Source organism: Arthrobacter sp. zg-Y1143, from assembly GCF_030125565.1.
GTDB lineage: Bacteria > Actinomycetota > Actinomycetes > Actinomycetales > Micrococcaceae > Arthrobacter_B.
Map to the genome: position 1 here is coordinate 241149 of NZ_JASKLW010000009.1, position 21401 is coordinate 262549.

Annotated in this window: 22 protein-coding genes; 14 read left to right on the forward strand and 8 right to left on the reverse strand. The window is 67.6% G+C overall.

Annotated features, from left to right (window positions below):
* Positions 1-59: 59 nt before the first annotated feature.
* Positions 60-857 carry an enoyl-CoA hydratase/isomerase family protein gene (locus QNN98_RS11730; RefSeq protein WP_283997304.1) on the forward strand — a complete coding sequence of 266 codons (798 nt, stop codon included), beginning with the start codon at positions 60-62 and terminating at the stop codon, positions 855-857.
* A gap of 55 nt (positions 858-912) precedes the next feature.
* Entirely contained in the window at positions 913-1719 is an 807-nt protein-coding gene (locus QNN98_RS11735) for a 3-hydroxyacyl-CoA dehydrogenase family protein (protein WP_231706335.1), read from the forward strand.
* A gap of 23 nt (positions 1720-1742) precedes the next feature.
* Here the strand turns inward: QNN98_RS11735 and QNN98_RS11740 are convergent, their stop codons facing one another.
* Together QNN98_RS11740 and QNN98_RS11745 are read right to left on the reverse strand one after the other, a co-directional pair.
* Complete coding sequence (locus tag QNN98_RS11740; RefSeq protein ID WP_283997308.1) at positions 1743-2489, reverse strand: anti-sigma factor; 747 nt, start codon at positions 2487-2489, stop codon at positions 1743-1745.
* Positions 2486-3109 carry a sigma-70 family RNA polymerase sigma factor gene (locus QNN98_RS11745; protein ID WP_283997310.1) on the reverse strand — a complete coding sequence of 208 codons (624 nt, stop codon included), beginning with the start codon at positions 3107-3109 and terminating at the stop codon, positions 2486-2488. The genes QNN98_RS11740 and QNN98_RS11745 overlap by 4 nt, the downstream gene beginning before the upstream one ends.
* A gap of 320 nt (positions 3110-3429) precedes the next feature.
* On the opposite strand from QNN98_RS11745, the gene QNN98_RS11750 reads away from it, so the two are divergent.
* Positions 3430-4203, forward strand: coding sequence for a hypothetical protein (locus QNN98_RS11750; RefSeq protein WP_283997312.1), 774 nt, complete (start codon positions 3430-3432; stop codon positions 4201-4203).
* A gap of 8 nt (positions 4204-4211) precedes the next feature.
* The gene (locus QNN98_RS11755; RefSeq protein ID WP_283997314.1) at positions 4212-4871 is read left to right on the forward strand and encodes a class F sortase; all 660 of its coding nucleotides are present in this window, start codon (positions 4212-4214) and stop codon (positions 4869-4871) included.
* A gap of 42 nt (positions 4872-4913) precedes the next feature.
* Here QNN98_RS11755 and QNN98_RS11760 read toward each other — a convergent pair whose 3' ends face one another.
* Positions 4914-5642 carry a helix-turn-helix transcriptional regulator gene (locus tag QNN98_RS11760; RefSeq protein WP_227926836.1) on the reverse strand — a complete coding sequence of 243 codons (729 nt, stop codon included), beginning with the start codon at positions 5640-5642 and terminating at the stop codon, positions 4914-4916.
* A 203-nt stretch (positions 5643-5845) separates the two neighbouring features.
* Between QNN98_RS11760 and QNN98_RS11765 the strand changes: the two genes are divergently transcribed.
* Genes QNN98_RS11765 through QNN98_RS11785 form a run of 5 tightly spaced genes read left to right on the forward strand, consistent with a single transcriptional unit; the run spans position 5846 to position 10095 of the window.
* Positions 5846-6814, forward strand: a complete 969-nt coding sequence (locus QNN98_RS11765; RefSeq protein WP_227926837.1) for an ABC transporter substrate-binding protein — start codon at positions 5846-5848, stop codon at positions 6812-6814.
* Positions 6815-6816: 2 nt separating this feature from the next.
* A complete protein-coding gene (locus tag QNN98_RS11770; RefSeq protein ID WP_227926838.1) occupies positions 6817-7761 on the forward strand; it encodes an amino acid ABC transporter permease in 945 nt (314 codons plus the stop codon).
* Positions 7758-8570, forward strand: a complete 813-nt coding sequence (locus QNN98_RS11775) for an amino acid ABC transporter ATP-binding protein (RefSeq protein ID WP_283997317.1) — start codon at positions 7758-7760, stop codon at positions 8568-8570. Before QNN98_RS11770 ends, QNN98_RS11775 begins: the two co-directional genes overlap by 4 nt.
* Positions 8567-9688 carry an aminotransferase class V-fold PLP-dependent enzyme gene (locus tag QNN98_RS11780; RefSeq protein WP_283997318.1) on the forward strand — a complete coding sequence of 374 codons (1122 nt, stop codon included), beginning with the start codon at positions 8567-8569 and terminating at the stop codon, positions 9686-9688. Before QNN98_RS11775 ends, QNN98_RS11780 begins: the two co-directional genes overlap by 4 nt.
* Complete coding sequence (locus QNN98_RS11785; RefSeq protein WP_227926840.1) at positions 9685-10095, forward strand: Rid family detoxifying hydrolase; 411 nt, start codon at positions 9685-9687, stop codon at positions 10093-10095. Before QNN98_RS11780 ends, QNN98_RS11785 begins: the two co-directional genes overlap by 4 nt.
* A gap of 114 nt (positions 10096-10209) precedes the next feature.
* Here QNN98_RS11785 and QNN98_RS11790 read toward each other — a convergent pair whose 3' ends face one another.
* A complete protein-coding gene (locus QNN98_RS11790; RefSeq protein WP_227926841.1) occupies positions 10210-11601 on the reverse strand; it encodes an ROK family transcriptional regulator in 1392 nt (463 codons plus the stop codon).
* Positions 11602-11632: 31 nt separating this feature from the next.
* On the opposite strand from QNN98_RS11790, the gene xylA reads away from it, so the two are divergent.
* From xylA to QNN98_RS11815, 5 genes are all read left to right on the forward strand, one after another.
* On the forward strand, positions 11633-12814 hold the full coding sequence (xylA, locus tag QNN98_RS11795; RefSeq protein ID WP_502864726.1) for a xylose isomerase: 1182 nt from the start codon (positions 11633-11635) through the stop codon (positions 12812-12814).
* A 103-nt stretch (positions 12815-12917) separates the two neighbouring features.
* A complete protein-coding gene (gene xylB / locus QNN98_RS11800; protein WP_283997323.1) occupies positions 12918-14339 on the forward strand; it encodes a xylulokinase in 1422 nt (473 codons plus the stop codon).
* 10 nt (positions 14340-14349) lie between these two features.
* Positions 14350-15279: an aldose-1-epimerase gene (locus tag QNN98_RS11805; RefSeq protein ID WP_227926843.1), complete on the forward strand. Its 930-nt coding sequence runs from the start codon at positions 14350-14352 to the stop codon at positions 15277-15279.
* Between the two features lie 47 nt (positions 15280-15326).
* Positions 15327-15506, forward strand: a complete 180-nt coding sequence (locus QNN98_RS11810; RefSeq protein ID WP_227926844.1) for a hypothetical protein — start codon at positions 15327-15329, stop codon at positions 15504-15506.
* A gap of 66 nt (positions 15507-15572) precedes the next feature.
* Entirely contained in the window at positions 15573-16145 is a 573-nt protein-coding gene (locus tag QNN98_RS11815) for a GNAT family N-acetyltransferase (protein WP_283997326.1), read from the forward strand.
* Here the strand turns inward: QNN98_RS11815 and QNN98_RS11820 are convergent.
* The 4 genes from QNN98_RS11820 to QNN98_RS11835 form a co-directional block, all read right to left on the reverse strand.
* Positions 16142-17137 (reverse strand): acetylxylan esterase, encoded by a 996-nt coding sequence (locus QNN98_RS11820; RefSeq protein WP_283997328.1) that lies wholly within the window; start codon positions 17135-17137, stop codon positions 16142-16144. The two genes, QNN98_RS11815 and QNN98_RS11820, sit on opposite strands and share 4 nt — an antisense overlap.
* 76 nt (positions 17138-17213) lie before the next feature.
* Positions 17214-19619 carry a beta-xylosidase/alpha-l-arabinosidase gene (locus QNN98_RS11825; RefSeq protein ID WP_283997330.1) on the reverse strand — a complete coding sequence of 802 codons (2406 nt, stop codon included), beginning with the start codon at positions 19617-19619 and terminating at the stop codon, positions 17214-17216.
* A 2-nt stretch (positions 19620-19621) separates the two neighbouring features.
* The gene (locus QNN98_RS11830; protein ID WP_227913356.1) at positions 19622-20440 is read right to left on the reverse strand and encodes a carbohydrate ABC transporter permease; all 819 of its coding nucleotides are present in this window, start codon (positions 20438-20440) and stop codon (positions 19622-19624) included.
* Entirely contained in the window at positions 20440-21390 is a 951-nt protein-coding gene (locus QNN98_RS11835) for a carbohydrate ABC transporter permease (RefSeq protein ID WP_283997332.1), read from the reverse strand. Before QNN98_RS11835 ends, QNN98_RS11830 begins: the two co-directional genes overlap by 1 nt.
* Positions 21391-21401 lie beyond the last annotated feature (11 nt).

The following is a 21401-nucleotide window of genomic DNA, read 5'->3' on the forward strand; positions in this document are numbered from 1 at the left end:
GTAATACTGGACCGGGACAGCCTGCAAGGACGCGGGCGGGAACGAAAGGACGTGCCGCCGTGACAAACCGCCCGCCAGGCGCTGCAGCGCTGGACGGATTTTCGACGCTGCTGGTCACCGAGGGAGATGACCGGATCCATGTCCGGCTGAACCGGCCCGAGGTCCGCAATGCCATCGACCAGCTCATGGTGGATGAACTCCACGCAGTATGCGCCGAGCTTGAACGCCGGCCGCGGACGCTGATCCTCTCCGGCACCGAGGTGTCGGGGAAGGGAGTCTTTGCCTCCGGAGCCGACATTGCCCAGCTGCGCGAACGGCGCCGCGACGACGCGCTGGCAGGCATCAACTCCGGGATCTTCGCCCGCCTTGCCGCCTTGCCGCTGCCCGTGATTGCCGCGCTGGACGGGTACGCGCTGGGCGGAGGCGCTGAACTGGCCTATGCTGCCGATTTCCGGCTGGGCACTCCGCGGCTGAAGATCGGCCAGCCCGAAGCAGGCTTGGGCATTATGGCCGCCGCCGGTGCCACCTGGCGGTTGAAGGAACTGGTGGGGGAACCGTTGGCCAAGGAAATGCTGCTGGCCGGCCGGATCCTGGACGCTAATGAAGCACTCGCAGCACGGCTGGTTACCGCACTGCACGAACCGGCCCAGCTGCTGCCGGCCGCCCACGCGCTCGCAGACCGGATCGGTGCCGCCGATCCGCTGGCCCTCCGCCTGACCAAAAGTGCGTTTTCCGCTCCGCGGGAGGCCCACCCGCTGATCGACAACCTGGCCCAGGGCATCTTGTTTGAATCCGCCGCCAAGTTTGAACGCATGCAGGCGTTCCTGGACCGCAAGGAGACCGGCCGTGACCGATGAAAACGAGAACACCGCCGTCGTTCCGGACCGGGTGGGTGTACTGGGCGGCGGACGGATGGGCGCCGGCATAGCCCATGCCTTCCTGCTCGCCGGGGCGGAGGTGGTGGTGGTGGAACGCGACCGGGACGCCGCCGACGCCGCCCGCGCCCGTGTCACCGGGTCCCTCGCCAAAAGCGTGGAACGAGGCGATACCGATGAAAGCGCACGCGAGCTGGCCGAACGTGCCGTGTTTGCCGTGGACTATGCCGAGTTTGCCCGCTGCGGGCTGGTGGTGGAAGCGGTGCCGGAGGACTTCGCGCTAAAGGCTGCCGCGCTGCGGGCTGTGGAGGAACACCTCGACGACGGCGCCTGGCTGGCCACCAACACCTCCTCCCTGTCCGTGGACAAGCTGGCCGCCGAACTGGCCCGCCCCGAACGCTTCTGCGGCCTGCACTTCTTCAACCCGGTGCCTGCTTCCAAGCTGGTGGAACTGGTCCTGGGGGCGGCCACCTCCGACGTACTGGCCCGCACCGCCCGGGACTGGATCAGCGCCCTGGGCAAAACCGCCGTCGTGGTCCATGACGCCCCCGGCTTCGCCTCCTCCCGCCTGGGCGTTGCGATTGCCCTGGAAGCCATGCGCATGGTGGAGGAAGGCGTGGCCTCCGCCGAGGACATCGACGCTGCCATGACGCTGGGCTACCGGCACCCCACCGGACCGCTGCGCACCACGGACCTGGTGGGGCTGGATGTGCGGCTTGGCATTGCCGAGTACCTGCACTCCACGCTGGGGGACCGGTTCGCCCCGCCGCAGATCCTGCGCGACAAGGTGGCCCGCGGCGAGCTGGGCCGCAAGACCGGGCAGGGGTTCTTCAGCTACGAATAGCCCTTGGGCCGCACGGGTGAATGCTAGAGTTCGGCGACGGCGAGGATCGGCAGCGTAGGTGCTTCCGAGCCGCCCTCCGGTTCCACGGTCATGGCCACTGCCCCGGCCGCGGACACATCGCCGTCGAGCCAGATCCGGACATCACCGCCGGTGAAGCGCACATTGGGGATGGGTGTATCGTCCTCAAGCAGCCACAGCTGGTATTCCTCACCCTCGCCCGCATCCGGCAGGCCGCCGGCCACGAATAACGCCGCGTCCTGGTCCTGCGAGATGACCAGTGTGGCCGGCGAACCGTTCACGTCCAGCCGGTGGGTCGTGACATCGGGTGCGGACAACAAAGAATTCTCACGGACCTGTTCGGCTGCTGCGGACTGCTCCTGCTGCCGTTGCTCCCACTGGACGCCCAGTCCCCAACCGCCCAGGGCAATGCCCGGAATCAGGACGGCGGCTGCCGCCGCGGCCAGCAGGGAACGACGGCGGCTCCGTCGCCGCTCGTCCAGGGAAGCGACCTCGGCCACCTGCCCCGGCTTGGTGCCGTGGATGGCCGCTAGCACCGAACTGCGCAGCTCCGCAGGAGGCTCTTCCTGTTTTTGGGCTGCCAGATAGGCGCCGACCTCGGCGTACTCCGCCACCTCGGCCCGGCACTGCGGGCACTTTGCCAGGTGCTGCTCGAAGCCGGCGCGTTCCTGCGGCTCAAGGGCGTCCACGGCATACAGCGGCGCCAGCTCATGGAGGGTGTCGGCGCCAACATGGCGGTCTGAGCTGTTCACCGTTCTCCCCCCAGCACTGATTTGAGACTCTTCAACCCGTCACGGATCCGGGCTTTGGCCGTGCCCAGTGGAATGCCGAGGTGCTCGGCCACCTGACGGTGCGTGCATCCCTGATAGTAGGCCAATGCCACCGCCTCGCGCTGGAGGGGGCTGAGGGTATCCAGCCCGTCGCGGACCTGGTGGGCGTCCATACTCTGTTCCACTTCCTGCCAGGTTTGGTCAGCCGGCGGTTCGGTCCGCTCTTCTTCATAGGTTTGTTCCCGCTCACGCTCACGGACCAGTTGGCGGATCCGGTCCACGGCCCGGCGGTGGGCGAGGGTACACAACCAAGCCGGCACCGAGCCCAGCGCCGAATCGAACCGCTCCGACTGCTGCCAGGCCATCAGATAAACCTCCTGGACAACTTCAGCGGCGATCTCCGGGGACCGGACCACGCGTAACGCCAAGCCGTAGACCTTCGTGGAGGTGGCGTCATAGAGCGCCGCGAAGCTCGCTTCATCTCCGTTGCCGCTGCGCCGCACCAGGTCCGCGAGGTCCGGCCCGTGGCTTTCGCCGCCTTCGGGGGACGTATCCGCGGAAGTCTGACCGGGATCCCTCCGGTCTATGCGCGGGTCATTCATTGGCTTCCACGGATTGTCCCTTCGACTACCCCGCCCCAACCGCGGTGCGGTGGCGGGCGTTCCCGCCGAGAACACTGTCACATCACCACTCCGCGGCGCCACCCGCACCGGGATCCACGTCCGCTGTCCGGCCCATGTGCGCCGTTTATCCGCTGTCTGTCCATATGTACTGTTCGCCGCCGGACGCCGAACGGACGGGTCCGGCGGGAACGGGCGGTCCGGGAAGCTTCTGCAGGTTTTTCTTCCCGCGACCCATCCGCTCGCGGCTCGGCTCCGAACCTGTGCTGTTACACACACCCGACCTCACGAAGGACACGATCATGAATAAGAAGATGCGTCTGCTTGCTGTTCCTACCCTGGCCCTGGGTGCCGTGGCGCTGTCCACCGGTCCGGCGATGGCCCACGGCGAGGACTCCTGGTCCAGCCAGGCCACACTGAACACGATGAACAATTCCGGCACCACGGGACAAGCCATGGTGGAGGTCCACGGAACCGAAGCCAAGGTCACCGTCAACGTGTCCGGTGCTGCCGAGACCTTTATGGACGGACCCTTCCCGCACGCCCAGCACATCCACATCGCGGCCCAGGGTGTTTGCCCCGGCCCGGACGCCGATACAGACGGCGACGGCGTGGTGGACACTACCGAAGGCCACCCGTTCTACGGACACATTGGCACCTCGCTGACTACGGAGGGGGACAGCAGCCCCGATTCCGCGCTGGCTGTGGAACGCTTCCCGGGCGGATCCGCCTACACCTACGAGCGGACCCTGGAACTGAGCCCGGAAACGGCCGCTTCGCTCAAGGACGGCAGTGCGGTGGTTGTGGTGCACGGTGTGGACCCGTCACGGATGCCTGAGGCCGCGGCCGCAAAGATGTCCGACCTGGACCCGGCCCTGCCCGCAGCCGCGACCCTGCCCGCCGCCTGCGGCACGCTGGTCGGCTCTCAGATGGCCGACATGCCCGCCGGTGGTGCTGATACCGGAGTGGAGAGTGACAACGGTGCTGCCGGCACCGCCGTCGCCGGCGCCGGATTTGGCTTCCTGGCGCTGGCCGGTGCAGCGGTAGCTGTTCTCCGCCGCCGCGCGCGCGCCTAGCGGATGCCATGAAGGTATCTGCACACGGCCGCCGCGTGCTGACCGGCGCGGCGGCCGCCCTCCTCCTGCTGGGCGGCTGTGCGGGAAACACCATGCCGGAGGGCGGGAGTCCGGCTGCGTCCACGGCGTCCACGGCCCTTCCGGCACCGGCTGCTGAATCCGCTGCGACGGCGGCCCCGCCCACTGCGACGGCGGCCCCGCCCGCTGCGCAGCCTGCGGCTGCCGCCCCTGTTTCCTTGTCCATTCCGGCCATCGGAACAAACTCGCAGCTGCTGCCATTGGGGCTGCGCGATGACGGCACACTTGAGGTTCCCCCGGAACCACCGGGCTCACCGGCGGGTTGGTACACAGGCTCGCCGGCGCCCGGCGACCGCGGCCCGGCAGTCCTGCTGGGACACGTTAATGCCACCGGCGGCGGCCCGGGCGTCTTTGCCGGCCTGCGCGACCTCCGCCCGGGGGACCGCATCAACGTTGACCGCGAGGACGGTTCCACGGCGGTTTTCACCGTGGACCGCGGAGAGCAGTACGGGAAGGCCGACTTTCCGACCCTGGAGGTGTACGGCAACACCGAGGCGGCGGAGCTGAGGCTGATCACCTGCGACGGATTTGACGCAGCCAGCGGCGAATTTGACGACAACTACGTGGTGTTCGCGACGCTGGTGCCCTGAAGCACCGAGCCCGGACCGCCGGCCGCGGGAAGGGGCCGGCGGTCAGGCCTCCTGCCGGACCTGCTTGAGGTAGCGGTAGACCGTGGGTTCGGAGACGTGCAGGGCGGAAGCTGCCTTGGCTACTGAGCCCTTGAGCAGGAAGGTGCCGGCTTCGTCGAGGTCCCGCACGATGGCCATCTTCTCGTCCGACGTCATTCGAAGCGGCGGAACATTCTGGGATGCAACGTGACGCGACACGCTGTCGAGGGTGAGGTCCTCAACACTCGTACTCAGGCGTTCAGCTACGGCACCAATAGGTGCAGGGGGGTAGGGAGAAGGCGTCGAGTTCGGAGCGGTGGCGGCCTCTTTGCGGATGCTTCCGGTGGCGGTCAGCGCGTCCAGGGCATCGCGGGCAGCCACGAGGGCTGTGTCGTCAATGTTTATGCAGAGCAGGCCGATTACTGCCGCTTCACTGTCGCGGATAAAAAAGGTGGAGGATCGGAACCGTCCGCCCGCGGCCGACTCGGCGAGGTAGTTGGCGAAGTAATCGGTGTCATGGTGCTCGCCGTTGCGGAGCACTTTCAGGACCAGATCGGTGGCCGGGGCGCCGAGGGCGCGTCCGCTGACGTATCCGTTGGTCAGTGCGACCACGGAACGGTTGAGGTCGGTGGTGTCGTGCAGCACAATTTCGCTGCGGGGTCCCAGCAGGGCGCCAAGGAAGTCCATCATCCCCAGGTACGGGGCAAACTCCGGGCGGAGTTCCCGGGCCAAATCGACCTGGGTTGCTCGCATCGGTTCCTGCAATGGCCCGTCCTTTCGAGAAATCTGCCGGCGTACCCACGGGCCGTGCCCGCTGCGCAATGAAGCCACCCTACTACCGGAAACCGTGTTTCAGTCGCGTAAATAAATTAATTGCATGATGAGAAACTATTGTCATGGTGAGATTTGTGGATTAGTTTTCGAGGACGACTCCTGCTCAGAAAGGGCTGACCACCATGCCTCGAAATTCCTCACGTACAGCTCTGGGTGCCGCTGCCAGCGGGCTTGTCCTTGCCATGCTCCTCACCGGCTGCGGTGACAGCGGCTCCGACACCGCAGGCGGCGAAAGTGCCGATCCTGCCGCGGGCTCCGCCTCCGTCATCCCGGACACGGCCGCGATCCTGGACTCCGTCACTGTGGATGAGAGCCTCGCAGCGGCCCTGCCGGCCGGGATTGCCGACGATGGCGTCCTCACCGTGGGCTCCTACGTCCAGTCCGCACCCAACAACTTCTACGCTGCTGATGGTTCCACGGTGGTGGGCAACGACCATGACCTGATCACCGCCATGGCGAAGAAGCTTGGCCTCGACGTCAAGTACGAGAACCTCGACTTCCAGGCGCTGATCACCAGCCTGCAGTCCGGCCGGGTGGAAGCCACCATCGCTGCCATGAATGACACTGCGGAGCGCCAGCAAGCCATCGACTTTGTGGACTACCTGACCTCCGGCATCACGATCATGGTCCAGAAGGGCAACCCGGCAGGGATCGACGGGCCCGATGCGCTGTGCGGGAAGAAGATCGCCGTCGTGACCGGTACCAGCCAGCAGGACTTCGCGCAGTCGACCAGCGACAAGTGCGTTGCGGACGGAAAGAAAGCACTCGAGATCTCCGTAACGGACAGTGACAGCCAGAACCAGACGCAGCTGAGGACCGGCCGCATTGACGCCATCGTCAACGATCTGCCCAGTGCCGTCTACATCTCGAAGACGACCAAGGACGGCGAGGCCTTCGAAGTTGTTCCCGGCGACGTCATTGACGGTGCCCCGTACGGCATCGGAGTGAACAAGGACAACCCTGAACTGCGTGATGCCCTCGCAGGAGCGCTGGATGCCCTGATTGAAGACGGCACCTACGCCGACATCCTCGCCGCCTGGGGCGTTGACGACGGCGCCGTGGACGCCGCCGCAGTCAACGGCGGCAAATAACCATGAGCAACACCACCGTGGTGCAACCCGCTGACGGTGAGCTGCTGCCTCAGGTACACCTGAAGCGCTGGGGCCGGTGGGTCAGTGCCGTGGTGATCGTGGCCGCGCTGGTCCTCCTGGCCGGCGCTGCCGCGCAGGGCGACATCGATTACGGGTCAATTCCCGCGTACCTGGTATCGCCCGTCATCCTGGAAGGGCTCGTCAACACAATTGTGCTGGCCGTGGTCGCCCAGGTTTCGGCCATTGTCATCGGCGTGGTGATCGCACTGATGCGCATCTCCAAGATGCCGGTGGCCTCTGCCTTCGCTGCCGGCTACACCTGGCTTTTCAGGGGCCTGCCCGTTCTGCTGCAGATCCTGCTTTGGTACAACCTCGCGCTGATCTTCCCGCGGCTAACCATCGGTATTCCGTTCACCGACGTGACCCTCGTGGATGTGAGCACCAATTCACTCATGACCACCTTCGTGGCGGCGTTCCTGGGCCTGGCCCTCAACGAGAGTGCGTATATGGCCGAGATTGTCCGTGCCGGGCTGAAGAGCGTGGACCGCGGCCAGATCGAGGCGGCTCAGTCCATCGGTGAGACCCCGGCGCAGCGGATGAGCCGGATTGTCCTGCCGCAGGCCATGCGGGTCATCATTCCGCCCACGGGCAATGACTTCATCAACATGCTCAAGGGCACGGCCATGGCTTCCGTCATCGGCTACATGGAACTCATCAAGGCAGCCAATAACATCTCTTCCTTCAACCTGCAGGTCATGGAGACACTCATCGCCGCAGCCATTTGGTACATGGTCGTGGTCAGTGTGGCCAGCGTTGGACAGTTCTACCTGGAACGTGCCTTCGACCGGCAGGACCGAAGCCCGGGCGGCAGGCCGAAAGCCGCCCTGCTGCGCCGTAAGATCGCGGCCGAAGTTGGCCGCGCACCCCTTGTCAGGAGCACCCCTTGATCGACAACACTACGAACAGTGCTGCAGCGACACCGGACGTTTCGACCGCGCCGGTGCTCAACGCGCGCTCCATTTCCAAGTCCTACGGGCACCACGAGGTCCTGAAGGATGTCTCGCTGCAGGTGTATCCGGGTGAGGTGGTCTGCATCATCGGCCCCTCGGGTGCCGGGAAGTCAACCTTCCTGCGTGCCCTGAACCGGCTGGAAGTTCCCGATGCCGGCGAGGTCTGGGTGGGCGGGGAACCAATGGGTTTCGAGCTGCGCGGAGGCAGGCTCCACGAACTGTCCGAGCGCCGCCTCTCCGGACAGCGGGCAAAAACGGGGATGGTGTTCCAGCACTTCAACCTTTTTCCTCACCTGACAGTCCTGGGCAATGTCATTGAAGGGCCTGTCCGGGTCCAGAAGCGGTCCGCTCGGCAGGCACGGGCGGAAGCAACCGTCATCCTGGAACGGATGGGACTCGCGGAAAAGGCTGACCAATACCCGGGCCAGCTCTCCGGCGGCCAGCGCCAACGTGTTGCCATTGCGCGGGCCGTGGCCATGAAACCCTTATTCCTGCTCTTTGATGAGCCGACCTCCGCGCTCGATCCGGAGCTGGTGGGGGAGGTCCTGACCGTGATGACGGATCTGGCCCGCGACGGTATGACCATGCTGGTGGTCACGCATGAAATCGGCTTTGCCCGCCAGGTTGCCGACCGGGTGGTCTTTATGGCCGACGGCGCGATTGTCGAGCAGGGCCCGGTCTCGCAGGTGCTGGAAACGCCGCGTGAAGCGCGGACCCAGCAGTTCCTGCAGCGGGTCCTGGCATGACGGCCATTCCCGCTGCCTATGTTGGGGCCTTCGGCGCTCCCGAGGGATACCTTAACTTCGCCAGTTACGGACCGCCGTCATCCCCGGTGGTCTCGGAAACCGCTCGGCTACTGGAGCTCGCGCACAGCGGGGCGGACTCGGGGCAGTACCTGCATGCCATGGACAGGCGGGCCACCGGCGCGGCAGCACGCCTGTCCGGCTTCGCCCCGCAGAATGTGGGGCTGGTGCCGAGCACCTCGCACGGACTTTTTCAGGCGGCCTTCGGGGTGTCGGGCGGCGAGGTGCTGGTGTCCTCGGCGGAATTCCCCGCCAACCTCTATCCCTGGTGGCGGGCACGCGACGCCGGGCTGCTCCAGGTACGCACGCTGCCGGAGAACGGATGCCCCCTGGCGCCGGTGACCCCCGAGCGCGTACGTGCGGCCCTTACCGAGTCGACCGTCGCGGTTTCCGTGAGCGCTGTCGACTTCCGGACCGGATACCGGGCGGACCTTGCCGGCATCCGGGAGGCCGTGGGCGACCGTTTGCTGGTGGTGGATGGAATCCAGGGATTCGGCGCCATTGAGTTGCCCTGGGACGCTGCCGATGTGCTGGTGGCGGGCGGCCAGAAATGGATGCGGGCAGGTTGGGGCTGTGGGTTCATGGCTTTGTCCGATCGCGCATTGGAACGGCTCGGCAACACGCTTGGAGGCTGGACCGGAGTCAACCAGCCCACCAATTATGACGGTGTGCAGCACCCGCCGCTGGACGGTGCTGCCAGGCTCTCGGTCACCAACGGTTCACCGTTCGCATCGGGCGCCCTGTCTGCCGCCCTTGAACTGGCCGAGTCCGCCGGAGTCGAAGCCATCGAAGCAGCCATTGCGGAGCGCATGGACTACTTCATTGATCGGCTCGACGAGGCCCGCGTCTCCGTTGCCTCGCCGCGTGCCCGGGAGGACCGCGCGGGCATTGTGGTAGCAGAATTCAGCGACGGCAGCGCCCCGGCGATGCATGAACGGCTCGCGGAAGCAGGCATCACCGCGACGCTGCACGGCAGTACCCGCATCCGGCTGTCGGTGCACGCCACCACTACGGAAGCGGCCGTTGACACAGCTGCAACCATTTTGAAAGGCACATCATGACGGATACACAGGCGCCGCTGTCCACGCTGACGGCCGTTTCGACGTCGGCGGCCCCGGCGGCCATCGGACCATACTCGCAGGCAGTCCGTGCCGGCGGACTGGTGTTTGTCAGCGGGCAGCTGCCTCTTGACCCGGTCACCGGTGAGCTGACCGGCAGCACGGCCGCGGAGCAGGCCGAGCAATCCCTGCGAAACATCGAGGCGATCCTTGGCGCCGCCGGGACAAGCCTGGACAAGGTCGTGAAGACCACCGTCCTGCTTGCCGACATCAATGACTTCGCGGCCGTCAATGAGGTCTACTCGCGGTTCTTTCACGGGGAGGTGCTGCCGGCGCGCGCCGCTTACGCGGTAGCCGCACTGCCCAAAGGCGCGCAGGTGGAAATAGAACTCGTAGCTGCCGCGGGCTAACCGCACCATCGCTCCGTTACCCGGGGCAGCTACGGAGCCACCACCGAATGGCCGGCGCCGGCCGCGGCGGCAGCAAAGGCCGCCCAGCGGCCCTTTCGGTGCCTGCGGAACGGTTCAGCTAGCCTCGACGTCGGAGAGCGCGGCGGCGCCGTTCGCCGGGTCCGCCGACGGCGCGGCCAACAGTGGTGCGAACACCAGCTCTGCGGCGCCCACCAGCAGCAGCTCCGAGCGCAGGGCCGCTCGGCGCAGCTGCACCCGCCCGCCCAGGCCGGCGATGGCGTCGCCGGCCACGGAGCCCTGCAGCCGCTCCGGGTTGCAGGCAAACAGCGTGCCCAGGAAACCGCCGAGCACTATGGTCTCCGGGTTGAAGATGTTCACGAAGTTGGTCAGCGCCACGGCGAGGTGGTCCAGCTGCCGGTCCGCTTCGGCCCGGACTGCGGCGGAACGGGGTTCGGCCATGGCGGCATCCAACGTGTCCTGGTCCGCGCGTTCCAGACCCAGCGCCGCCAGCAGGCGGGGCAGGTTCACTTCCGTTTCCAGGCAGCCGCGCCGGCCGCAGTGGCACAGTGCCCCGTTGCTGCGGACCATGGTGTGGCCCAGTTCGCCGGCGTATCCGTCGGCTCCGCGCAGGGGTTCGCCGGCCGCGATGATTCCGCCGCCGATGCCGCTGGCGCTGCCGTTGAGGTACACGGCGTTACCGGCGTCGACGGCGGCGCCGAATAGGCTTTCGGCCACGGAGGCCAGCGTGGCGTCGTTGCCGGCGAAGACCGGCAGGTCCAGGGCTTCCGCCAGCGGTGCGGCCAGCGGTTCGTTCCGCCAGCCCAGGTGCGGAGCCAGCAGCACCAGGCCGTCGGTGGTGCGGGTGAGCCCGGGAACGGCTACGCCCACCCCCACAATCCGGTCCAGGGTTTCCAGCTCGCCGGACATTGCGGCAAGGGCGGCACGGGTGAGCTCCACAGTGTCCGGGACGCCGGGGGCGGCGGGTGTTTCGCAGCGGATTCGCCGGTGCACGCGCCCGCCAAGGCCCACCAACCCCACGGTGACGGCGTCGACGTCGGGATGGACCGCCACGGCTGCCACCTGCTCATTGGGGTGCACCAGGGGGCTGGGCCGCCCCACCCGTCCGGCGGGCGGATTGGTTTCATACGCCAAACCCATGGCGGCCAGTTCCCCGGCCAAGGCGCCCACGGTGGAGCGGTTGAAACCGGTCCGGCGGGTCAGCTCGGCCCGGGACAGCGGTCCGTGCCGGTGCAGCAGGGTCAGCACCCGGGACAGGTTAGTTGCCCGCAGGCTGTCGGTCCCGCCTCCGGCCGGTGCCGGCTGCGCACTGCCCGTGGTCTTGCTGTTCCTGCCGGCCATGCCGCCGATCCCCCTGCCCGTGAAACTGCCCGTGAAGCTGCCCGTGTACCAGCCTGCCAGCCCCTGCTGGGGCCCGGCTGCCGCTTTCAGCGTACCCGCTGAAACCGTTGACACCCCCGCTTCGCCGGAATATGTTGTGGCTACCAACTAATTCTTGCGACCTGGAGCTAACGTGACAATGACGCCATCGCCTTCTGACCGTTTTACCTTCGGCCTGTGGACCATCGGCTGGACCGGAACGGACCCCTTCGGCACTCCCACCCGCGCCAACCTGGATCCCATCGAAGGCATGCATAAGCTCGCCGAACTGGGCGCCTACGGGGTGACCTTCCACGACAATGACCTGGTGCCGTTCGATGCCTCTGCGCAGGAACGGGACCTGATCCTGAAGAACTTCACCAACGCCCTGGCCGAAACCGGCCTAAAGGCGCCCATGGTGACCACCAACCTGTTCACCCATCCGGTCTTCAAGGACGGCGGCTTCACCTCCAATGACCGGTCCGTGCGCCGCTTCGCGCTGCGCAAGGTGCTGCGCAACATTGACCTGGCCGCCGAACTCGGTGCGGAGACCTTCGTGATGTGGGGCGGCCGGGAAGGCAGCGAATACGACGGGTCCAAGGACTTCGCCGCGGCGTTTGAGCGGATGAAGGAAGGCGTGGACACGGTAGCTGGCTACGTGAAGGAAAAGGGCTACGGCCTGCGCCTGGCCATTGAGCCCAAGCCCAACGAACCGCGCGGCGACATTTTCCTGCCGACCATCGGCCACGCGCTGGCGTTCATTGCCCAGCTGGAGAACGGCGACATTGTTGGCCTGAACCCGGAGACGGGGCACGAGCAGATGGCCGGGCTGAACTTCACCCACGGCATCGCCCAGGCCCTGTGGTCCGGCAAGCTGTTCCACATTGACCTCAACGGGCAGAAGTCCATCAAGTTCGACCAGGACCTGGTCTTCGGCCACGGCGACCTCACCAGCGCCTTCTTCACCGTGGACCTGCTGGAAAACGGTTTCCCCAACGGCGGCCCGCGCTACGAGGGCCCGCGCCACTTCGACTACAAGCCCTCCCGCACCGAGGGCTACACCGGAGTCTGGGAATCAGCCAAGGCCAATATGGACATGTACCTGCTGCTCAAGGAACGCGCCACCGCTTTCCGGGCCGACCCCGAGGTGCAGGAAGCCCTGCAGTACGCCGGGATCGGCGAACTGGCGCAGCCCACGCTGGCCGCCGGGGAAACCGTCACGGACCTGCTGCAGGATGCCTCCGCTTTCGAGGACTTCGACGCTGCTGCGGCCGCGGAGCGCGACTTCGGGTTCGTGAAGCTGAACCAGCTGGCACTGGAACACCTGATGGGTGCCCGCTAGGCTCTCGGACCTAACCGGAATCACACGCGGAAAAGTACTTCCATCCGTGCTGCCGCCGGCCCTCTGGGGGGAGCCGGCGGCAGCACCTGTTGAAAGGCCGGGCATGCCCCTCGTCGCCGGAGTCGACAGCTCCACCCAGTCCTGCAAGGTAGTCATCCGCGATGCGCAGAGCGGCGCCCTGCTGCGCGAGGGCACTGCACGCCATCCCGCCGGCACCGAGGTGGACCCCGAAGCATGGTGGACCGCTCTGCAGGAGGCGCTTGCCGCTGCCGGAGGTCTGGCGGACGTGGCCGCGGTGTCCGTGGGCGGGCAGCAGCACGGCATGGTCTGCCTGGACGAGACCGGGGCCGTGGTCCGCCCGGCCCTGCTCTGGAACGACGTCCGTTCTGCGGGAGCGGCTGAACAAATGGTGGCCGACGCCGGCCCGGACGGCGCGCGCTACTGGGCGGACAGCACCGGATCGGTTCCTGTGGCCGCCTTTACCGCCGCGAAACTGCGCTGGCTGGCGGAGAACGAACCGGACAACGCCGCCCGCACCGCCGCGGTGTGCCTGCCGCACGACTGGCTGAGCTGGCGGCTGGCCGGATACGGGCCGGGCAGCGGCGCCGAGGGCCTGGCCGCCCTCACCACCGACCGGTCCGACGCCTCCGGCACCGGTTACTGGTCCCCGGCGAACGGCGAGTACCTGCCGGAGGTCCTGAAGCAGGTCCTGGGCCATGTGCCGCTGCTGCCGCGTTTGCTCGGGCCGCTGGAAGCTGCCGGGCGCACGCCGTCCGGAGCCCTGATCGGGCCCGGCGCGGGGGACAACGCGGCCGCCGGGCTGGGCGTTGCCGCCGGGGTGGGGGACGTAGTGGTCTCCATCGGCACTTCCGGTACTGTGTTCGCCGTCGCCGACGCGCCGACGTCGGACGCCACCGGCCTGGTGGCCGGATTCGCTGACGCCACCGGGCACTACCTGCCGCTGGCCTGCACGCTGAACGCCTCCCGGGTGCTGGATGCCACCGCGGCGATGCTCGGCGTCGACTTGCATGAACTGACCCGTCTGGCCCTCTCCGCTCCCGCCGGAGCGCAGGGCCTGGTGCTGGTGCCGTACTTCGAGGGCGAGCGGACACCCAACCTGCCGGATGCGACCGGTTCCCTGCACGGGGTAACGCTGGCCAATTTCACTCCCGCGAACCTGGCCCGCGCCGCAGTCGAGGGCATTGCCTGTTCGCTGGCGGACGGGTTCGCCGCGCTGAAGGACACCGGCGTGGATGCGCAGCGGGTGATCCTGGTGGGCGGAGCCGCCCGGTCCGAGGCGGTGCAGCAGTCCATCGCCGCGGTGTTTGGCCTGCCCGTCACCGTGCCCCGGCCGGGGGAATACGTGGCCGACGGCGCCGCGCGGCAGGCGGCCGCGGTCCTCACCGGGGACTGGCCGGCCTGGAACGACGGCACGTCCACCGTGGTGGCGGCCGATCCGGCGCCGGAAGTGTTGGCCCGCTACCGGCAGGCCGCTGTCACTCCTACGCTTCCGGCCACGCGGTAGGCTCGTGCCCATGACGAACACCGGTTTCCACGGCACAGGTCCCAACGGCAGCCCCATCGAGCTGGCGGCCGGTTCCTACCGCGCCACCATCTACCCGGTTGGCGCCACACTGGCCGCGCTGACCCGGGACGGCCGGCATCTGGTGTTGCCGCTGCCCGAGGACACCGTGCCGCACGCCTACACCGGCAAGGTGCTTATGCCCTGGCCCAACCGAATCGTTGGCGGACGCTACTCCTTTGAGGGCTCCGACTACCAGGTGCCCGTCAACGAACCTGAAACCGGAATGGCCCTGCACGGGCTGGTGTGCTGGGACGAATGGCAGGTAGCTGAGGCCGCTGCCGACCGCGTGGTGCTGCGGCACCGGCTGATGGGCCAGCCGGGCTATCCCTTCACCCTGGAACTCGAAGCGGTGTACGCGCTCGACGCCGGCGCCGGGCTGAGCGTGGAACTGGCCGCCCGCAATGCCGGGACTTCGGCTGCGCCGTACGGTGTCTCCGCACATCCGTACCTCACCGCGGATTTGGTGCCGGTGGACCGGTGTGTGCTGGAGGTGCCTGCCGCGCAGGTGCTCGGCACCCTGGAACAGTCCGGCCGGCCCCTGGACCTGTCCGAGCTGCAGGACGTGAAAGGCACCGCGCTGGCCTTTACGGCTGCGGAACCCATCGGCGCCCGCACTGCGGACCATGCCTATGCGGGCCTGCCCGACGGCGAATGGCAGGTCCGCCTGACGGATCCCGAAACCGGGATCGGGTCGGTGCTGTCCGCCAACGGCAAGGACGCGCCCTGGCTCCAGGTTTACTCCGGGGAGCAGATGGGCCGCCGGGGTGCGGCCGTTGAACCGATGACCTGCCCGCCGGATGCCTTCAATTCCGGGGAGGGCCTGATTGTGCTGGCTCCGGGCGAGGAGCATCGGCTGGGCTTCGGCATCGCTGCGGCCTGACCCGCAGCCCCTGTTGCGGGGGTGGGCACGGCTCTAGCATTGTGCCTATGGCCCAGGATCCAGTGGAGTCCAATCCAGACCACTACGCCGTGGTGTTTGAAAACGAGCGTGTGCGCGTGCTGGAGTACAGGGACACCCCGGGGCATGTCAGCGTGGCGCACCGGCATCCCGACAGCGTCATGATTACGGCCAGCTCCTTTCAGCGGCGGTTGCACTCGAGTCCCTGACCTCTTCTTTCAGCCGGCGCCGGCGCCAGCCTTGCCGTGCATCCGCAGCGACCATAGACTGCCCGAATGCGCGCCCTCGAGACCGACCGGCTGACCCTCCGCCCGTTCACCGCCGATGACGCCGACTTTGTCCTCGACCTGTACTCCCGGATGGACGTGCAGCGCTATATCAGCGGCCACCCCCCGAAGCTGATGAAGGACCGGACCGAGGCAGTTGCGCTCATCGAGGCGTGGACCCGCCGGGACGACGGAACCTGCGGCATTTGGGCCGTGCAGGAGAAGGCGGCGGAGGACAACGTCGCCGGGCAGCTCACCGGGACGCTCCTGCTGAAGCCCATACCGGCGTCGGGCCCGGAACTGCAGGAGTCCGGCGACATTGAAATCGGCTGGCACTTCCACCCGGACTTCTGGGGGCGGGGCTATGCGCCGGAGGCTGCAGCCGCCGTCCTGCAGCATGGGTTCGACGCCGGCCTTCCCCGCATTGTGGCAGTAACCAATCCCGCCAACATGGCGTCGATGCGGGTCTGCGGGAAAATCGGGCTCCAGGCGCAGGGCACCACCGACCGGTACTACAACAAGACCTGCCAGCTCTTCACCGCTGACAATCCCGCCGGGAACAACGCCGGTGCGGTGAGCTAGCCCTCCCCGAACTGCTTGCGCAGGAACGCCAGCGCGGCGAGCTCATCCTGACTGCCCCCGGCCTCATGCTGGTTGAAGGGCCAGACGGAGAGTTCCTTTGGGCCGGCATAGGTGTTGTAGGCGGCGTACACCGTGGACGGGGGAGTGGTGGTATCCATCAGGCCCACCGCGAACAGCGCCGGTGCGGAGGCGCGCGGCACCAGGTTCACGACATCGAAATAGCGCAGCGTCTGCATCACCTGCTGCGCCGTCCCGCGCTGCATGGACAGGAAATCGGTGATTTCCCGGTACGGGTAGGCATCGGTAACGGTCAGCGCCCGCGGAAAGTCCGAAAGGAACGGGACCAGGGCGACGACGGCGGCCACCTCCGGGTACAGGGCGGCAGCCGCCAGAGCCAGCCCGCCGCCCTGGCTCATCCCCAGCACCGCCACCCGATCCGGATCCACCGGCGCCAGACCCCTGCCCGCAAGTGAACGCATGGCCTCCACCGCCCGGACGGCATCGGTGATCAGCCGGCGGTAGTAATACGTCTGCGGATCGAGCACCCCGCGGGTCATCACCCCCGGAACCTGGGGACCGGCACTGCCGGCGGCATCCGGCGTCGTGCCCGTGCTCCAGCCGGCACCCTGCCCGCGGGTGTCCATCTGCAGGTGCGCGAAGCCGGCCGAAGCCCAGAACAGGCTCTCGTGTGCGTCGCCCCGGCCGCCGCCGTAGCCCACAAACTGCACCACGCCCGGCAGCGGGCCGTCGCCGCGGATGCTCCGGGCGGGCAGCCGCAGCCAGGCCCGGATCGGGTCACCGGCGAAGCCCGGGAACACCACGTCGTAGACCTCAACCGTCCGCAACCCGCTGGGGAAGGGGGTGACCTCCACTACCAAGGGGTGTGCCCGCGCCTGGTCCAGGGTGTCCGCCCAGAACCGGTCCAGGTCCTCCGGAGCGCTGGTGCTGCCGCGGTAGGTGGCAAGTTCTTCGGCCGGCAGATCGTAATACATGCGGCTCCCGGGTGTCGTAGGTTTGCAGGCGGTGCGGACCGGTGCTGCTCAATCCATGCGGCTCAATCCATGCTGCTCAGTCCAGCGGGCTTACCTCCGCCGGGCAATGCAGCCGCCTGGTGTGGTCCACCTCCCGCACGATACCGGTCAGGGTAACACCGGCCGTTGCACGGATATCAGTGCTGGAGGCGCCCAGCCGCAACTCCAATTCACCGGGTTCCACAATCCGCACCCCGTTCCGGCCGGTGAAGGACGCAACGTCCGCCGGCACGCCAAAGCTCACCCGCGCGGAAGCTCCGGCGGCCAGCGGCACCCGGGCGAACCCCGCCAGGCGGTGCTCCGGACGGACCACCGAGGCCACCGGATCGTGCAGATACAGCTGGACTATCTCCGTACCGTCGCGCCCGGAGGTATTGGTGACGGTCACGGCGACGGATGTTTCGCCGTCGACGCCGAACTCCGCAGGACCGTCCAGTGCAGCATCGGACCAGGTGAAGGTGCTGTACCCGATCCCGTGCCCGAACGGGAAAGCAGGGGTGGGGTCGATGCTGGACACGTCGCTGGACCGGGCCAGGGGAGCGGCCAGATAGGTGGAGGGCTGCGCGCCGGGGGAGGCAGGCACACTGACCGGCAGCCGTCCGCTGGGATTAATCCGTCCGCTGAGCACGCCCGCCACCGCCGGTCCGCCCTCTTCGCCGGGGAAGAAGGCCTGCACAATGGCCGCCGCCTCGGTGGCCGCCCGGCCCAGGGCGTAGGGCCGTCCGGTGAGCAGCACCAAGACCACGGGGGTGCCGCTGTCGAGCAGGGCCTCGAGCAGCTGCTGCTGCACCCCGGGCAGCACCAGCGATTCGGTGTCGCAGCCCTCGCCGCTGGTGCCGCGGCCAAACAGGCCGGACCGGTCGCCCAGCACCGCCACCACCACGTCCGCGTTCCCGGCCGCGGCCACGGCGGCGTCGAATCCGTCCGTGGCGCGTCCGTCCACGCTGCAGCCTTCGGCGACGGTGATCGTGCTGTCCGGGAATTCGGTGCGCACTGCGGCGGCCACCGTGGGCAGTTCGATGCCGGCGGCCACCTCCGGATGCTGCACCCCCACATGTGCGGGGAAGGAGTAGCAGCCCAGGAACGCCATCGGATTATCTCCATTGGGCCCGACGACGGCGATCCGTCCCGGTGCGGCCAGGGGCAGAATGCCGTTGTTCGCGGTCAGCACCAGGGCCTGTTCGGCCACTTCGGCGGCCAGGGCACGGTTTTCCGGTCCGTCCAGGTTTACGGATCCCGCGACGCTGACCGCTGGGGCGCCGTCCGAGGCCCTGTCCACCGAGCCGCCGTCCAGATCCAGGCCGGGTATGCCCGCCAGGGCTGGCGGGACGGCTGACCAGTCCGCGTCCAGCAGCCCGAGCTGGATCTTCTGCTCCAACACCCGCTGCACGGCGGTATCGATCACGGACTCATCCAGCCGGCCGGCCTCAAGTTCCGCCAGCAGCGGCTCGCCGAAGGCATCCACTGTGGGCAGTTCGACGTCGACCCCTGCGGTCAGTGCCGCTGCGGCGGCCCCGCCCATGGTGCCGGCCACCCGGTGCAGCTCCTTGAGGAAACCCACTCCGAAGTAGTCGGCCACCACGGTGCCTTCAAATCCCCAGGTCTCGCGCAGCAGGCCGGTGAGCAGGTCCCGGTCCGCAGCGGAGGGGACGCCGTCGACGTCGGTATAGGCGTGCATCACCGAACGCACGCCGGATTCCCGGACCGCCATTTCAAAAGGCGGCAGCAGCACGTCGGCGCGCTCGCGGACACCTACCGAGACGGGCGCCAGGTTGCGGCCGGCCTTGGAAGCCGAGTAGCCCACAAAGTGTTTCAGCGTGGCCACCACGCCTGCGCCTTCCAAGCCGCGGATGTAGGCGGAGGCGATGCTCCCCACCAGGTACGGGTCCTCGCCGATGGTTTCCTCGACCCGTCCCCAGCGGGCGTCGCGGACGACGTCGAGCACCGGAGCCAACCCCTGGTGCACCCCGACGGAACGCATGTCCGCGCCGATGGCTGCGCCCACCCGGGCAATCAGCTCAGGGTTGAAGGTGGCCCCCCAGGACAGCGGAACCGGGTAGGCCGTAGCGCCCCAGGCCGCGAATCCGGCCAGGCACTCCTCATGCGCCATGGCAGGGATGCCGAACCGGTTGGCTCCGGCGATCCGCTGCTGGGTGCGCATCAGGGACAGGGCACCCATCCCGGCATCCACCGGGTGCGTGCCGAAGGGGCGGGTGAGCTGGCCCAGCCCGGAAGGGAGCAGGTTCTCGAGGGGGACCGGTTCCTTCATGTCGTGCTGGTGCGGGGCGACCTGGCCGCCCTCGCTGGAGGCACCCACCCAGACGCCAAAGAGCTGGGCCACTTTTTCCTGCCTGGTCATCTGTGCTGCCAGCAGGGCGGCGCGCTCGCGGGCGGTCCGGGAGGTGTCACGCCAGGGCAGGTAATCAACTGTTGTATCTGTCATGTCTACTTTCCGCCCACGCCCATAAGGCCCTGGACCAGCGCGCGACGCGCAAAGAGGTACACCAGCAGCACCGGAATCATGGAGAGCATCACTGCGGCGAGGATGCCCGGCACGTTGATGCCGTACTGGGTTTGGAAGTTGAACAGGCCCAGGGTGACCACCTTGGTGGAGTCGGACTGGGTAAGGATCAGGGGCAGGAGGAACCCGTTCCAGCCCTGCAGGGCGGCGAACACGGCGATGGTGGACAGTCCGCCCTTGGACAGCGGCAGCACCAGGCGCAGGAACGTGCGCGCCGTGGAGGCGCCGTCCACGGACATGGCCTCGTAGAGGTCGGGGGTGATGTCCCGCATGGTCCCGGAGAGGATCAGGGTGCAAATCGGCAGGGCGAACGCCGCCGTGGGCAGGATGATGCCCAGCAGAGTGTCATACAGCCCTACGGAATTGATCAGGTAGAACATCGGCACAATCACCGCCTGCACCGGAATGGCCAGCCCCAGCAGGAAGAACCTGAAGATCAGCGTGGTGGACCGGGACTGGCTGCGCACAATGGCGTAGGCCAGCGGCGGAACCACGAGCAGGACAATGCCCACCACCCCGGCGGTGACCACAAAGGTGTTCAGGAAGTACTTGCCGAAGCCGCTGCGGAACACCTCCAGGAAGTTGTCCAGCGTGAAGCCGGTGGGCAGGGCAACGGGGCCGTTGGCGCTGAATTCGGTGCGGCTCTGCACGCTGGCGGCCACCATCACGTACAGCGGCAGGGCCACGATCAGCAGCCAGAGGGTGACGGCGGCGCCGGCAATGTAATTGGGGCGGGTACGCATCAGACTCCCTCCATGGTGCTGCGCATTTTGTCGTAGCCGGAGAGCTTCACCATGACCAGGGAAATGGCGGTGGCCACCACCACCAGCACCACGGCAATGGCCGAGCCCATGCCGAAGTTGTAGCGGCGGAAGGCTTCCTCGAACATGTAGAAGGCGGTGATGGTGGTGTCTGTCCCGGGTCCGCCGTTGGTCAGGATCAGCACCGTTTCAAAGGTGGTCAGGCCGCCCACCACCATGAGGATCACCGAGGTGATGATGCTGTTGCGCAGCTGCGGCAGGGTGATGGAAAAGAACTGCCGGGCCCGTCCGGCTCCGTCCACTTCCGCGGCCTGGTAGAGCACCGGCGGAACGGATTTGGCGGCCCCCTGGTAGATCAAGGTGTGGAAGGGGGTGAACTGCCACATGCCCACGAAGATGATGACGCCGATGGCGGTGGGCTGGTGGCCGAAGAGGTTGCCGTCTCCGAACAGCCAGCGGAACTGCGCCGGGACGCCGAAGTTCGGATCCAGCAGCGCCCGCCACAGCACGGAGATGGCCGCAGAGGAGAGCAGCAGGGGCAGGAAGAAGATGGCGCTGAGCACGGCACGGTTGCGTTGCGGCCCGGCCGCCCATACACCGAGGAGGATGCTCACCGGAGTTTGGGTCACCACCCCGAGAACGATGAACAGCAGGCTCAGCCACAGGCTCTTGAGCATTACCGGATCTCCGGCCAGCTCCTGCCAGTTTTCCATGCCGACAAACTTCGGATCGCCGAGGCCCGACCAGGTCATAAAGGACAGGACCACGACGGCGATCAGCGGGATCACGGCGAAGAGCAGGAAAAACACGGTGGCGGGCAGGGTCCATGCCACGCCGGGACGGTTGAGGCGGGCCCGGCCCGGCCGCACCGGACGCCCCTTGGCGGGGTGGTCCGATGCGGCCGGCGGCCGCGGTGGAAGCAGAGTGGTCATGGTCTGGCCTT